This is a genomic window from Mesorhizobium sp. M0174, from assembly GCF_040322275.1.
Classification (GTDB): domain Bacteria; phylum Pseudomonadota; class Alphaproteobacteria; order Rhizobiales; family Rhizobiaceae; genus Mesorhizobium.
This window is the reverse complement of sequence record NZ_JAMYTB010000005.1, coordinates 146,501-158,723: the sequence shown is the minus strand read 5'-3', so window position 1 is coordinate 158,723 and position 12,223 is coordinate 146,501. Positions and strand designations below refer to the sequence as shown.

Here is a 12,223-nt window from a genome sequence, read left to right as displayed (position 1 = left end):
AGTTTCTTTGCCGTTCGAACTTCTCTCATGGTTTCGCACGATACCAAGATGTGCTGCGAACGACACATCCACGGCGCGCTCAACCATTCGATCTATTCCGGCAAGCCGAAAAGTGTTTGCGCGCCTGCTATTCCTCCGAGCGGATGACTGCCCATGGCGATCATCGGCTCGGTAGTTTCTGCTTCGAACACTGTCGACGCGAGCACCGTCCGTCCCAACGGCTTGCACAACCCTTCGATGCGGCTGACAAGATTTACAGCCTTGCCGATCGCGGTGAAGTCCAACCTGCCGGCAGTGCCGATATTCCCCCAGAGTATCTCGCCGACATGCAGGCCAATGCCATATCCGAGCTCAGGGCCGCCATTGCGGCGCCGAGTTTGGTTGAGATGATCTATCCCGGCGCGCGTAGCCTTCACGGCTCGGACCGCAGCGTCACATGCGGCATTTGCATCGCGCTCGCCAATCGGGAAAATCGCGAGGACGCCATCACCTATAAACTTGAGAACCTCACCACCAAATGCGTGCACCGCGCCGGCGACGCAATCGAACCAGGCATCAAGTACCAATACGATCTCGTCTGCATCATAAACCTCGGATAGATCAGTGAAACCTCGAAGGTCCGCGCACAGAAGCGCAGCCCGTATCGTCTCTCCCTTTACTCGACGAGAATGACCGTTGAGTACATGTGCTGCACTGCGCTTTCCCAAATATGCTTCGAGCAATGCGCGTTTCGCGGACCGTTCTGCGAGTGCGGTCATCGGAGCCGCAGCAAACCGGGAGATTTGCCGCAGCAGCTCTGACTGCGCCTCATCCGGAGTATGATCGAAGGCCCACACCAAAGTCGGTGCGACACCGCCCGCTCGCTCGTCGAACATGATCGCCCGCGTCGTGCCAAGCCACTCCCGCAGCACGAGCCGGGGATCGGCATTCTGACGGTCGGCGCCTATTCCCAAAGCCTCGACCACTTCACCCCCAGGCGCTCGCCAGAGCCAGATACGGCGTGAAATGATTGGGTCGGGAGCATCCTGCGCCAGCGCGCCGGCGATGATCGGCAAGCCGTCTTCCATCAAATGCGTTGAGAGCTGCAATAGAAGTCGCCCACCGTCGCCAATATGCGCGGCGTCGTCCAGAAGGAATGAAAGCGACTTTGCGAGAAGCATCGGTAGAAGGTCACTCGGCACCGGCTTATGCTTACGCCTCGAACATCTTCTTGCAACTCCCCATATTCGCTTAAATAGCACGGTATTCGATGCGGATGTGACCTGGAGTGAGCTATGGCGGAATCGGTTTACACAGAGATTGAGGTCGCCGCGCCACAAGCGACCGTGTTCGCGCTTTTGACGGATCTGGACCAGATCGTGCGATGGATCGGGACCGAAGCGAATTTGGATGCAACGCCGGGCGGTCTGTTCCTCGTCAATGTCGGTGGTCGCCATATGGCGCGCGGTGAGTTCACCGAGGTGATCCCGGTCCACCGTCTTGCCTACAGTTTTGGCTGGGAAGACAACGAGACCGTGCCGCCCGGCTCCAGTCATGTCGAGATCGACCTGATCGCGAGGGATGCGGGGACACTGATCCGCTTCACGCACAGCGGACTGCCGAACGCAAAGGAGCGTGACAGCCACCGAAGGGGATGGGAGCACTACCTCTCAAGGCTGAAGATCACTGCCGATGGGGGACATGTCGGCCCCGACGTGCCGATGAAGAATATGTGATTTCATCTAAGGGCCGCGGATGCCCGTAATCCGAACCAGGCGCGGCATGCGTCAACGAGGCCCCTTTGACCTGCAGTCGCCAAACCGGCCGCTCGGGAAACCCAGCGACCTGCGGGCCGCCGCACCATTACAGCTGCCGGCGACGGATCGTTTCAGCGAGCTCGGCGAAGGCGTCCGCGATCCCGGTGCTGCTCTTGGCGCCTGCGTGGAGTTCTTAAAACTCAGCGCTTCTGGCGCAACGCCTCGGATTGAATTAGCATCCGTTCATCAAAGCTCCGGCCGAACTCCTGCAGGATGCGGAATGCGGAGCGCAGGCGCGCGAGGCCGGGCGCGGTCACATGCCGGGCGCCGATCCAAGCGCGACTGGGCATCCGAACTTCCGTTCGGCGGCAAGACGGCGTGGCCGGGAGGAGTCAGATGCAGAAGCTGCAGTCACAAGGCGTTCATCACATCACGCTGGTCGGCGCCGGGCGTCAGACCTCGATCGATTTCTGGGAGGGCGTGCTCGGCATGCCTTTCATCTTCGAGCAGCCCAACCTCGACAAAGCCACCGAAAGCCATCTCTATTTCGATCCGGGCGATGGCCGGCTGATCACCGTCTTCACCGACGAGAGCCGCACGCCGGAGAAACGGCGCACGCCGACCGATACGGGCTGCGTGCATCACATCGCGTTTGCGGTGTCGCGCGTCACCTTCCTGCAGGCGGTCGCCCGGCTCGACGAGCGCGGCATCAAGCACAGTGGCGTCAAGGATCGCGGCTTCATGGACTCGATCTATTTCGAGGATCCGCTCGGCCTGCTGATCGAGCTCGCCTCCTACCGCTTCGAGCCGCCGGCCGGCTTCAGCCATGCCGACGTGCTGATGCAGGCGCACAAGCTGCGTGTCGCGCGCGGCGACTACAACATCGCCGAAGTGCACCTTGCCGATGCGATCCAGGCGCTGGTCGAGCGTTCGCGCACGACCTTGTCGGAGGATCGCGCACCGAAAAATCCGTACTGACGGCACGCCGAACAAAGGGAGGATATAATGGCAAAGACAGCAACCATGAGTGCAAAGAAGCCCGCGGCCAAGGCAGCCAGGCCAGGAGCGAAGCCGGCGGCCAAAGCCGCCGCCAAGTCAGCGGCGAAAGTGGCAAAGCCGGCGACGAAAGTCTCCACCAAAAAGACCGCGAAGGCCAAGGCGAAACCGGCGAAAAAGCCGGCGCTCACGCTCAGCATGCTGAAGCCGAGCGTCAACAATATGAGCGTTCGGGTGTTTGCACGCGCCGCCGGGCTCGACCATTCCGAGACCGACGTATGGGGCCTCACGCGCTCGCCCGAATACATGGCGCGAAACCCGGCCCATTTGACGCCGATGATCGAGGACAAGGGCCTGCCGAGAGGTGTCTTGTGGGAAAGCTGCGCCATCATGCAGTACCTCGCCAACAAGCACGGCCTGGAGAAACTATATCCCAAGGCGCCGGCCAAGCGGGCAATGATCGACAGTGCCATGTTCTACCTGATCGGGACGCTCTACCCCTATGTGGCGCGCGCCACCTATCCTGCACTGAATTTCCCGCAATATGCCGGCGAGGTCGGGCACAGCGACGCTCATCCCGACAAGAAGTCGGAAGCCCAGAAGGCCGCTATAGAAGCGATAGCCGAGCCGCTGGAGGTGTTTCACTCCTTCTTCAGGAACGGCAAGCCGTTCATCGGCGGCAAGGACCCGTCGATCGCCGACATCCGTCTGGCGGCGACGCTCGAGTTCCTCGCCGTCATCGACTATGCGTTGCCCCAATGGGCAAAAGACTATATGGCGGCGATCGAGAAGAAGCTCGGCAAGGCCTATGCCGAGCCGGCCGGCGACGTGCGCGGCTATATCGCCTATGTGAGGTCGCAGGCCAACGCCTGAGGCACATGCCAATAGCGGTCGTCCGCACGTCTGCAGGAGCCGGTAATGAATTGGGGATTTTTTTAATCTCCCCTGTTTGCACGATGTGGGGAGCTTAAGGTTTCGTTAACCTAAACCCTTTCTACTGAATCCACCTCCAGCCCGCGACCACGGATGTACTGGCGCGGATGGGAAGCAAAGGTCGGCTGCGCGCCGGCCTTTTGCTTATTTCAGCCCCTGCCGAAGTTGCGCCAGACGGCGTTTCACGACGCCTGCATGGCTGATGAAACGCGTCGCCGCCATCTTGTCATCGCCGCCGTCGGCCCTACCATCGAAGTTCGTCCCGTCCTCGAGGGCGGTTCAAGGACAGAGGCCCTGCCATGAAAAGCATTGCTGGAATGATCGTGATTGCAGGCGCCATGCTGGTGGGCGCAACCGGTCAATCGAATGCAGCGACGCTCAACACCATGCCCGAGGTCGGGGCTGCCATCCAAGCGTGCTGGACCCCTCCGGCGAATGCCGGGAATTCCACCGTCACCCTGAGCTTCAGCTTCAGGCGCGATGGCACGCTGATCGGCCGGCCCAAGCCGACCGCCATCCGCGTCGCCGGCGAGGAGAAGGCGCGCCAAGCTTTTGTCGACGCGGCGGTCGCGGCCGTGGACCATTGCCTGCCGTTGAGCTTTTCACCGGCGCTGGCTCAAGGCATCCCGGGCAAGGTGTTCACTCTGCAATTCAACTCGCCCAAACAAGAACAGGCTGCACCGCGAGTGAAGGCTTCGCCTTGATCTTTTCCAAAAACCGGATTCCACTTTTCGGGATCTAGTGGCGGCTTCGTCTGGCCTCGACATGTCGCGCCAGTTCCGGCATCTCGAAGACATAGTCGCTCCAGGCCGATTCCGGAATCTGGCCGGCGAGATAGCACTCCAGCAAAAGCCTCTGCTCGTGATCGAGTGGCCTTGGTGCGCGTTCATGGTCCAGCCCAAGTGAATGGAACAGATTCCTGGTCAGCCCCGCGACAGTGAAGTGGATCGACATCTTCGGTCTCCTCCTTTGGCCGCTCAACGCCGAACCTGGGGCTAAGGTTTCAGCAACGGCCGGCCGGCAACGCCGGATTGATCGCGGTGCGGAACCAGCCGCGCGCTTCAAATTTCGCCGTGGCGGGCGTCGTTGCTGCCGGTTCGTCTCAATCTTGAAATAAAAATGTAATATTGAATTCACGCGAGTGGATTTACTACACTAGAACTGAAGTCTCCGATGGTGTTGTGGTCTACTTCAATTAGGTATAACTGATTTAGCCAGCACTTATCCATAGTCGACAAAGAAATCCTGTTCTCGGTGCAACAAGGACAATGGTCGTTCCAATGACACGCTTCTGGTTCCTCACGATTCTGATGCTGGTGTCGGCAATAGCCATTGCGCTCGGGACATCCTTCTCCTACGCGGATAGCTGCGGTGCTATCAGGAGCCAATTGTTTTCGGCGGGGCGCAGCGGCGGGACCAGCCCCGAGCTTGCCCGACTGCGCCGGCAACTCGCCGCGCTTCAAAAGCTGGAGAGACAACGCCGATGCACGGCAAAAACGGCCGGCTTCTTCTTCAACCCCTGCGCCGACCTGGTCGCCAGCAAGGCGGAGGTGCAACGCCAGATCGCCAGACTGTCGAATTCGGGCAGGGACACGTCCGGATTGAAGGCCAGGTTTGTCGCGCTGGGCTGCGCCGCCCCCGCTGCCAAGAAACAGCCGGCGCAGCAGCGCACAGCACCCAAACCCCAGTTCGCAGGCACAATAATGGGCGGCAATCGGATGCTGTTTTGCGTTCGCTTGTCGGACGGATATTTCTTCCCCGCGCCAAAATCGCAGTTCGCCAAGAGCGACGATCTGAAGGAAACGGTCGATCAGTGCCGCTATATCTGCGACGATGCCGGCGTCGACCTCTACACGCTGAGCGACGCCACTCGCGAGACTGAAGAGATGGTCGCGCTCCAGTCGGGAAAACCCTATGTGGAGCTACCTGCCGCGTTCCGGTACCGCGACGACGCGAACTTCAAGGCCTGCGACGTCAAGCGCTATTATCGGCGCGTCGCCGAACTCAGGGCACGAACCGTGACACCGGCCAACATGACCAACGCCATCATTCCCTTGCCGACGGCAAAGCCGGATTTTGGCATCGTCGCGGAAATTCCTGAATCCGGGATCGAAACCGCCGGTGCCGTTCCCGCAGAGGCAAAAACGCCTGTTGCCGAGGTGCAAGGCGCCGCCCAGCATCAGCCGATCGAAACGGCGATCGGCGCGCGGCCGGTGAGAGTGGTCGGGCCGGCCTTTTTCCCGGCGGACTGATTCAGGCGGGCGATGTTCCGAGACGGCGAACTTTTGACCGGATAGCCGCTTCGAGGCGTAGGGCCGTCGACCGACGTCGGCTGGTTATTCGCAGACCATGCGGGCACGTTTGCCGGGCTCGCTGACGTTCCTGCAAGTTAGCGCCTTCGTCGGCTCCGGCGACAGCACGGGTGGGTTGTTGGTGGCCCTCCTCCGTGGCGCTGCAACGGAAGCTGCATTCCTGCGCATCGCCGGCCTTTTCGTCGTTTGCGGCGCCACTGGAAAGACGTCGGTCTCCAGTTGCGACTGTTCGGCTTGCGCCTGCGGCGAAGGCCGGTCCCAGAACCGGCGAACATCGAGCGGCTTGGGAATGATCACGGTGCCGTCATAGCTGCGAGCGCAGCCGCTTCCCAGAGGCAGCGCCAGGCACAGGAAGACAGGCAGAATCCGTCGAGACATCAGCAATACCCCTGCAAGCTTATAACGCCGCTTCGGCCTAACCGACAACCGGCGGAATAGGGCGAAGGGAGTAGATACCGTGAAGTAGAAGTCGTCGCGCTTCCCGTCGAAGGCCTTGCTCGAAGATCGAGCGCCGAGTCGGGCGCGAATGGGGATCCAGCGCGAGTTAGAAACTTGCGATTCGTCAACGCTTCCAGCGTAAGGCCATGGTGCGATCGCACCATACCAAAGCCGCGCTCAGTGGCGACAATGGGATGTTCGAAGTTCCGCTCCTCCAGTTACGGGCGGGAGCAGCGACCGCCGGCAAGAAACAGGGTCAGATTTACCCCAACGGACCTGTTTCGGCGATGGCGCGGCCATGACACGTTCTGGCTGCATGCAACGCGCTCCCGTCCGGTTTTTTTCTTTTAAAGCCGGTGGCTGCGATCGCCGAGCCGACGATGCCGGCCGGAAATCACGCAAGCTGCTGATTCCAGCGGCAAACCGCGGCCCATGCCGACAAAGCCCGCGGCCGCTCCTTCTTAACCCGGCTGGACGACGTTACCGGAGCGACATGAAACTGTCATGCGACTGTAATAATCGGGGGCTATTGGCCTCAGCGGGCGCCGGAGGAATGGCGCCGAGAGACCATATTCCGAACAGGAGCAGGCCACATGAGACATTTCATCCGCTCGGCGGCCGTTGCGATTGCAATGGCGGCGACGACCACCCTCACCCTGTCCGCCGCGCTCGCCGCGGACATCTCCGGCGCCGGCGCCACCTTCCCCTACCCGATCTATGCGAAGTGGGCCGACACCTACAAGAAAGACACCGGCGTTGGCCTCAACTACCAGTCGATCGGTTCCGGCGGCGGCATCAAGCAGATCAAGGCCAAGACCGTTACCTTCGGCGCTTCGGATGCGCCGCTCAAGGGCGACGAGCTTGAAGCGTCCGGACTGGCTCAGTTCCCGATGGTGATGGGCGGCATCGTTCCGGTCGTCAACCTCGAAGGCCTCAAGCCGGGCGAGTTGGTTCTCGACGGCCCGACGCTGGCCGACATCTTCCTCGGCAAGATCACGAGCTGGGATGACGAGGCGATCAAGAAGCTCAATCCCGACGTCAAGCTGCCTTCGCAGGCGATCGCGGTCGTTCACCGTTCCGATGGTTCGGGCACGACGTTCAACTTCACATACTACCTCGGCGACGTCAGCGCGGACTGGAAAGAAAAGGTCGGCGTCGACAAGGCCGTGGAATGGCCGGTCGGCATCGGCGCCAAAGGCAATGAGGGCGTTGCCAACAACGTCTCCCAGACCGGCGGCGCGATCGGTTATGTCGAATACGCCTACGCCAAGCAGAACAAGCTCACCCACACCGACATGATCAACAAGGACGGCAAGAAGGTCGAGCCCACCGCAGCCGCGTTCTCGGCGGCAGCGGCCAATGCCGACTGGAGCTCGCAGCCGGGCTATGGGGTGATCCTCGCCAATGAGCCGGGCGCCGAGTCCTGGCCGATGACGGCGGCGACGTGGATCCTCCTGTATAAGAAGCCGGACGACGCCGCGACCACCGGCGAAGCGCTCAAATTCTTCGCCTGGGCGTATGACAAGGGCGACGAGATGGCCGGCGAGCTGGACTACGTTCCGATGCCCGACAAGGTGGTTGAGAGCGTCAAGGCCATGTGGGCCAAGGAAGTCGTCGGCGACGATGGCAAGCCGCTCTACTCGGCTATGTAATCTCCTCCAGGGAGGGCGTCGACGGCGCCCTCCCTGTTGCCTTTAATCGCGAGGACCCAATGACCATCGCTTCCGATGCCATGCCATCATCTGCAGCAGCCCGGGCCAGGGACGCTACGGTGCGGCGCTTCGCGCTCACAGATGCCATATTTCGCGGACTCACCCGCGCTTCCGCAATCCTTGTGCTGGTCATCCTCGGCGGTGTCGCGATCTCGCTGTTTGCCGGCTCATGGCAGGCGCTGTCGTCCTTCGGCTTTTCTTTCCTGACGACTGAGAGCTGGAATCCGGTCACGGAAAAATTTGGCGCACTGGCGCCGATCTACGGCACCCTGGTGACGGCGGCCATCGCCATCCTGATCGCGGTTCCGATCGGCATCGGCATTGCGATCTTTCTCACCGAGCTCTGCCCGCGCCCGCTCAGGCGCCCGATCGGCATAGCGGTCGAGCTATTGGCCGGCATTCCCTCGATCATCTATGGTATCTGGGGCCTGTTCGTGTTCGCGCCATTCCTGCAGACGACGATACAGCCCTTCATCATCAACATCTTCCACGGCGTGCCGGGACTATCCAGCCTTTTCGCCGGCCCTCCTTACGGCATCGGCCTTCTGACCTCGGCGCTGATCCTCGCCATAATGGTGTTGCCCTTCATCACCTCGATCACCAAGGATGTCTTCGATACGGTGCCGGCGGTGCTGAAGGAATCGGCCTACGGCATCGGTTGCACGACCTGGGAAGTGACCCGGCGCGTGGTCATTCCCTATACCCGCATCGGCATCATGGGCGGCGTCATGCTTGGCCTCGGCCGGGCACTCGGCGAAACCATGGCGGTGACTTTCGTCATCGGCAACGCGCATCGCATCAGTGCCTCCCTGTTCGCACCGGGCACGACGATCTCGGCGACCATCGCCAATGAATTTACCGAGGCCGACGGCGACCTCTACACCTCCTCGCTGGTCGCGCTCGGCCTGATCCTGTTCGTCATCACCTTCCTGATCCTTGCCGCCGCCCGCTATATGCTGATGCGGATCGACGCCCGTACGGGAGCCTGACCGATGTCGACATCCTCATCGCTCCACAGCCGCCGCAAAGCCAGGAATTCGGTGATGATGGCGCTTTGCGTCGTCGCCGCCGGCATCGGACTTGCCTGGCTGGCGCTCATTCTCGGTGCGTTGGTCTATAAGGGCACAGCCGGGCTTTCGTTCGCGGTCTTCACCGAGATGACGCCACCACCGGGCGAAGCCGGCGGCCTGCTCAATGCCATCGCGGGCAGCCTGCTGATGACGATCATCGCCGTTGTCGTCGGCACGCCGATCGGCGTGCTGGCGGGAACCTACATGGCCGAGTATGGACGCTTTTCGCGCATCACCACCGTCGTCCGCTTCATCAACGACATCCTGTTGTCGGCGCCGTCGATCATCATCGGCTTGTTCGTCTATGAATTGATGGTGCGGCCAATGGGACATTTCTCGGCCATTGCCGGCGCCGTGGCGCTTGCCATCCTGGTCATTCCGGTGGTCGTGCGCACCACTGAAGACATGCTCAACCTGGTGCCGAACGCGTTGCGTGAAGCCGGTGCCGCGATCGGCGCGCCACGCTGGGTGGTGATCCGTTCGGTCGCCTACCGCGCCGCATTGTCCGGCATCGTCACCGGCATATTGCTGGCGATAGCACGCATTTCCGGCGAGACGGCGCCGCTGCTTTTCACCGCGCTCAACAACCAGTTCTGGAGCAGCAATATCAACGCGCCGATGGCCAGCCTGCCGGTGACCATCTTCCAGTTCGCTCTCAGCCCTTACGAGGAATGGCAGCAACTGGCGTGGACCGGCGCACTCATAATCACCCTGACGGTTCTGGGCTTGAGCATCCTCGCCCGCAGCCTTACCGGACGCAGAGAGGACAGATGACACAGATGTTGTCCCCAGACATGACGATGACCGAAACGGTCACCGAGAAGACGAAGATCGAGGTCAAGAACCTCAACTTCTACTACGGCCAGAGTAAGGCGCTGAAGGACATCAGCCTGTCGCTGCCCGAGCGCAGCGTCACAGCCTTCATCGGCCCTTCGGGTTGCGGGAAATCGACGCTGCTGCGCGTCTTCAACCGCATCTACGAGCTCTACCCGAAACAGACCGCCGAGGGCCAGGTGCTGCTCGACGGCAAGAACATTCTCGACCGGTCGCAGGATCTCAACCTCCTCAGGACAAAGATCGGCATGGTGTTCCAGAAGCCGACGCCGTTCCCGATGTCGATCTACGAGAACATAGCATTCGGCGTCAGGCTCTACGAGAATCTCGGCAAGTCCGAGATGGACGGCCGCGTCGAGCAAGCGTTGAAGCGGGCCGCGCTGTGGAGCGAGGTCAAGGACAAGCTAAACGCCAGCGGGTTGAGCCTGTCCGGTGGCCAGCAGCAGCGGCTCTGCATCGCGCGCACCGTGGCAGTGAAGCCGGAAGTCATTCTGCTCGACGAACCGGCTTCGGCCCTCGACCCGCTGTCGACGGCCAAGATCGAGGAACTGATCGACGAGTTGCAAGCCGACTACACGATCGTCATCGTCACCCACAACATGCAGCAAGCGGCGCGCGTGTCGCGCCAGACCGCCTTCATGTATCTGGGTGAACTGGTCGAGTTCGACCGGACTGAGAAGATCTTCACATCGCCCCGCGAGAAGCGCACGCAGGACTACATCACCGGCCGCTTCGGCTGAGCCGTTCCGATCATGCATATGAGGACAGGACCATGGGCGAACACACAGTCGCTTCTTTCGACGAGGATCTCGAGCAGATCAGTAAGCTGATCCGCGACATGGCCGACCTCGCCGGTTCGATGGTCGGCGGGGCGACCAAGGCCCTGTTGAATTCCGACAACGTGCTGGCGCAGCGCGTCGTCTCCGACGACGCCATCATGGACGCGCGTCAACGCGAACTGGACGATCGCGCCATCACCCTGATCGCCAAGCGCCAGCCAATGGCTCACGATCTGCGCCATGTCGTCGGAGCGATCCGCATGGCCGGCGACCTCGAACGCATCGGCGACCTTGCCAAGAATATCGCCAAGCGTGTGAGCGCGGTCGGCCTCAGCGTCACGCCGCGCGACCTATCGCATTCCATCGATGCGATGGCGCAGCTGGTGCTCATCCAAGTGCAGGGCGTCATCGAGGAATATGCCGCAGGCGATGCGGCCGCGTTGGCCAAGCTGCGCGCCGCCGACGAGCGTATCGACGTCAAATACACGTCCGTGTTCCGCGAGCTGTTAACCTACATGATGGAAGATCCGCGCAACATCACCGCTTGCACGCATCTGCTGTTCTGCGCCAAGAATCTCGAGCGGATCGGCGACCATGTCACCAACATCGCCGAGAATGCGTATTATGTGCTGACCGGCGAGCAATTGCCCGTCAATCGTCCGAAGCAGGACGAAACGACAATGTCCGCGCCGGTGACATGATGGGGGTGCCCAGCCGATGATCGCACCACGCATAATGGTGGTGGAGGACGAGGAGCCGTTGGGCGTGCTGCTCCGCTACAATCTCGAATCCGAAGGCTACCAGGTCGAGGTGGTGACACGCGGCGACGAAGCCGAGATCCGTTTGCAGGAAAATGTGCCCGACCTTCTGGTGCTCGACTGGATGATACCGGCGGTTTCCGGCATCGAGCTCTGCCGCAGGTTGCGCGTGCGCCCCGAAACCGAGCGGCTGCCGATCATCATGCTGACCGCGCGCGGCGAGGAGAGCGACCGGGTGCGCGGTCTTTCGACCGGCGCCGACGACTATCTGGTCAAACCGTTTTCGACGCCGGAATTCATGGCCAGGGTCAAGGCGCTGCTGCGGCGCGCCAAGCCGGAAGTGCTGTCCAGCGTGTTGAAGGTCGGCGACATCGTGCTCGATCGCGAATCGCACAGGGTCTATCGCAAGAAGAGCGAGATCCGGCTCGGGCCGACCGAATTCCGACTGCTCGAGTTCATGATGCGGCATCCGGGCCGCGTCTTCTCGCGTAGCCAGTTGCTCGATAATGTCTGGGGCGAGACGATCTACATCGACGAACGCACCGTCGACGTCCATGTCGGGCGGCTGCGCAAAGCCGTCAATAACGGCCGCATGCCGGATGTCATCCGCACCATCCGCGGTGCCGGCTATGCGATCAGGGAAGATTGACCCGCC

14 protein-coding genes are annotated in these 12,223 nt (G+C 61.5%); 11 read left to right on the top strand and 3 right to left on the bottom strand.

What is annotated here, in order from left to right; all coding sequences use genetic code 11:
• Positions 1-92: 92 nt before the first annotated feature.
• On the bottom strand, positions 93-1,160 hold the full coding sequence (locus NKJ13_RS12880) for an adenylate/guanylate cyclase domain-containing protein (protein WP_352739581.1): 1,068 nt from the start codon (positions 1,158-1,160) through the stop codon (positions 93-95).
• 114 nt (positions 1,161-1,274) lie between these two features.
• On the opposite strand from NKJ13_RS12880, the gene NKJ13_RS12875 reads away from it, so the two are divergent.
• The 4 genes from NKJ13_RS12875 (at position 1,275) to tolA (ending at position 4,369) form a co-directional block, all read left to right on the top strand.
• On the top strand, positions 1,275-1,715 hold the full coding sequence (locus tag NKJ13_RS12875; protein ID WP_352739579.1) for an SRPBCC family protein: 441 nt from the start codon (positions 1,275-1,277) through the stop codon (positions 1,713-1,715).
• A 417-nt stretch (positions 1,716-2,132) separates the two neighbouring features.
• Positions 2,133-2,714 (top strand): VOC family protein, encoded by a 582-nt coding sequence (locus NKJ13_RS12870; RefSeq protein WP_352687308.1) that lies wholly within the window; start codon positions 2,133-2,135, stop codon positions 2,712-2,714.
• 27 nt (positions 2,715-2,741) lie between these two features.
• On the top strand, positions 2,742-3,605 hold the full coding sequence (locus NKJ13_RS12865) for a glutathione S-transferase family protein (RefSeq protein WP_352687310.1): 864 nt from the start codon (positions 2,742-2,744) through the stop codon (positions 3,603-3,605).
• Positions 3,606-3,964: 359 nt separating this feature from the next.
• Positions 3,965-4,369 (top strand): cell envelope integrity protein TolA, encoded by a 405-nt coding sequence (tolA, locus tag NKJ13_RS12860; protein ID WP_254816565.1) that lies wholly within the window; start codon positions 3,965-3,967, stop codon positions 4,367-4,369.
• A 34-nt stretch (positions 4,370-4,403) separates the two neighbouring features.
• On the opposite strand, the gene NKJ13_RS12855 is transcribed toward tolA, so the two are convergent.
• A complete protein-coding gene (locus tag NKJ13_RS12855) occupies positions 4,404-4,619 on the bottom strand; it encodes a hypothetical protein (protein ID WP_254816566.1) in 216 nt (71 codons plus the stop codon).
• A 326-nt stretch (positions 4,620-4,945) separates the two neighbouring features.
• Between NKJ13_RS12855 and NKJ13_RS12850 the strand changes: the two genes are divergently transcribed.
• Positions 4,946-5,917 (top strand): DUF2865 domain-containing protein, encoded by a 972-nt coding sequence (locus NKJ13_RS12850; protein ID WP_352687312.1) that lies wholly within the window; start codon positions 4,946-4,948, stop codon positions 5,915-5,917.
• Positions 5,918-6,001: 84 nt separating this feature from the next.
• Here NKJ13_RS12850 and NKJ13_RS12845 read toward each other — a convergent pair whose 3' ends face one another.
• Entirely contained in the window at positions 6,002-6,355 is a 354-nt protein-coding gene (locus NKJ13_RS12845; RefSeq protein ID WP_254816568.1) for a hypothetical protein, read from the bottom strand.
• A gap of 653 nt (positions 6,356-7,008) precedes the next feature.
• On the opposite strand from NKJ13_RS12845, the gene pstS reads away from it, so the two are divergent.
• Genes pstS through phoB form a run of 6 tightly spaced genes read left to right on the top strand, consistent with a single transcriptional unit; the run spans position 7,009 to position 12,217 of the window.
• Positions 7,009-8,067: a phosphate ABC transporter substrate-binding protein PstS gene (gene pstS / locus NKJ13_RS12840; RefSeq protein ID WP_352704327.1), complete on the top strand. Its 1,059-nt coding sequence runs from the start codon at positions 7,009-7,011 to the stop codon at positions 8,065-8,067.
• Between the two features lie 59 nt (positions 8,068-8,126).
• A complete protein-coding gene (gene pstC, locus NKJ13_RS12835; protein ID WP_254816570.1) occupies positions 8,127-9,116 on the top strand; it encodes a phosphate ABC transporter permease subunit PstC in 990 nt (329 codons plus the stop codon).
• A gap of 3 nt (positions 9,117-9,119) precedes the next feature.
• A complete protein-coding gene (gene pstA, locus NKJ13_RS12830; RefSeq protein ID WP_023720929.1) occupies positions 9,120-9,971 on the top strand; it encodes a phosphate ABC transporter permease PstA in 852 nt (283 codons plus the stop codon).
• Complete coding sequence (gene pstB / locus NKJ13_RS12825; protein ID WP_254816571.1) at positions 9,968-10,771, top strand: phosphate ABC transporter ATP-binding protein PstB; 804 nt, start codon at positions 9,968-9,970, stop codon at positions 10,769-10,771. Before pstA ends, pstB begins: the two co-directional genes overlap by 4 nt.
• 32 nt (positions 10,772-10,803) lie before the next feature.
• Complete coding sequence (gene phoU / locus NKJ13_RS12820) at positions 10,804-11,511, top strand: phosphate signaling complex protein PhoU (RefSeq protein WP_254816572.1); 708 nt, start codon at positions 10,804-10,806, stop codon at positions 11,509-11,511.
• A gap of 16 nt (positions 11,512-11,527) precedes the next feature.
• The gene (gene phoB, locus NKJ13_RS12815) at positions 11,528-12,217 is read left to right on the top strand and encodes a phosphate regulon transcriptional regulator PhoB (RefSeq protein ID WP_031212149.1); all 690 of its coding nucleotides are present in this window, start codon (positions 11,528-11,530) and stop codon (positions 12,215-12,217) included.
• Positions 12,218-12,223: the final 6 nt, after the last annotated feature.

Excerpts from the sequence above, each read along its gene's own strand:
- pstA (WP_023720929.1), top strand. The coding sequence starts at position 9,120 with ATGTCGACATCCTCATCGCTCCACAGCCGCCGCAAAGCCAGGAATTCG.
- NKJ13_RS12870 (WP_352687308.1), top strand. The coding sequence starts at position 2,133 with ATGCAGAAGCTGCAGTCACAAGGCGTTCATCACATCACGCTGGTCGGC.
- NKJ13_RS12855 (WP_254816566.1), bottom strand. The coding sequence starts at position 4,619 with ATGTCGATCCACTTCACTGTCGCGGGGCTGACCAGGAATCTGTTCCAT.
- NKJ13_RS12845 (WP_254816568.1), bottom strand. The coding sequence starts at position 6,355 with ATGTCTCGACGGATTCTGCCTGTCTTCCTGTGCCTGGCGCTGCCTCTG.
- NKJ13_RS12875 (WP_352739579.1), top strand. The coding sequence starts at position 1,275 with ATGGCGGAATCGGTTTACACAGAGATTGAGGTCGCCGCGCCACAAGCG.
- NKJ13_RS12865 (WP_352687310.1), top strand. The coding sequence starts at position 2,742 with ATGGCAAAGACAGCAACCATGAGTGCAAAGAAGCCCGCGGCCAAGGCA.
- phoB (WP_031212149.1), top strand. The coding sequence starts at position 11,528 with ATGATCGCACCACGCATAATGGTGGTGGAGGACGAGGAGCCGTTGGGC.
- pstC (WP_254816570.1), top strand. The coding sequence starts at position 8,127 with ATGACCATCGCTTCCGATGCCATGCCATCATCTGCAGCAGCCCGGGCC.
- phoU (WP_254816572.1), top strand. The coding sequence starts at position 10,804 with ATGGGCGAACACACAGTCGCTTCTTTCGACGAGGATCTCGAGCAGATC.
- pstB (WP_254816571.1), top strand. The coding sequence starts at position 9,968 with ATGACACAGATGTTGTCCCCAGACATGACGATGACCGAAACGGTCACC.
- pstS (WP_352704327.1), top strand. The coding sequence starts at position 7,009 with ATGAGACATTTCATCCGCTCGGCGGCCGTTGCGATTGCAATGGCGGCG.
- NKJ13_RS12850 (WP_352687312.1), top strand. The coding sequence starts at position 4,946 with ATGACACGCTTCTGGTTCCTCACGATTCTGATGCTGGTGTCGGCAATA.
- NKJ13_RS12880 (WP_352739581.1), bottom strand. The coding sequence starts at position 1,160 with ATGCTTCTCGCAAAGTCGCTTTCATTCCTTCTGGACGACGCCGCGCAT.
- tolA (WP_254816565.1), top strand. The coding sequence starts at position 3,965 with ATGAAAAGCATTGCTGGAATGATCGTGATTGCAGGCGCCATGCTGGTG.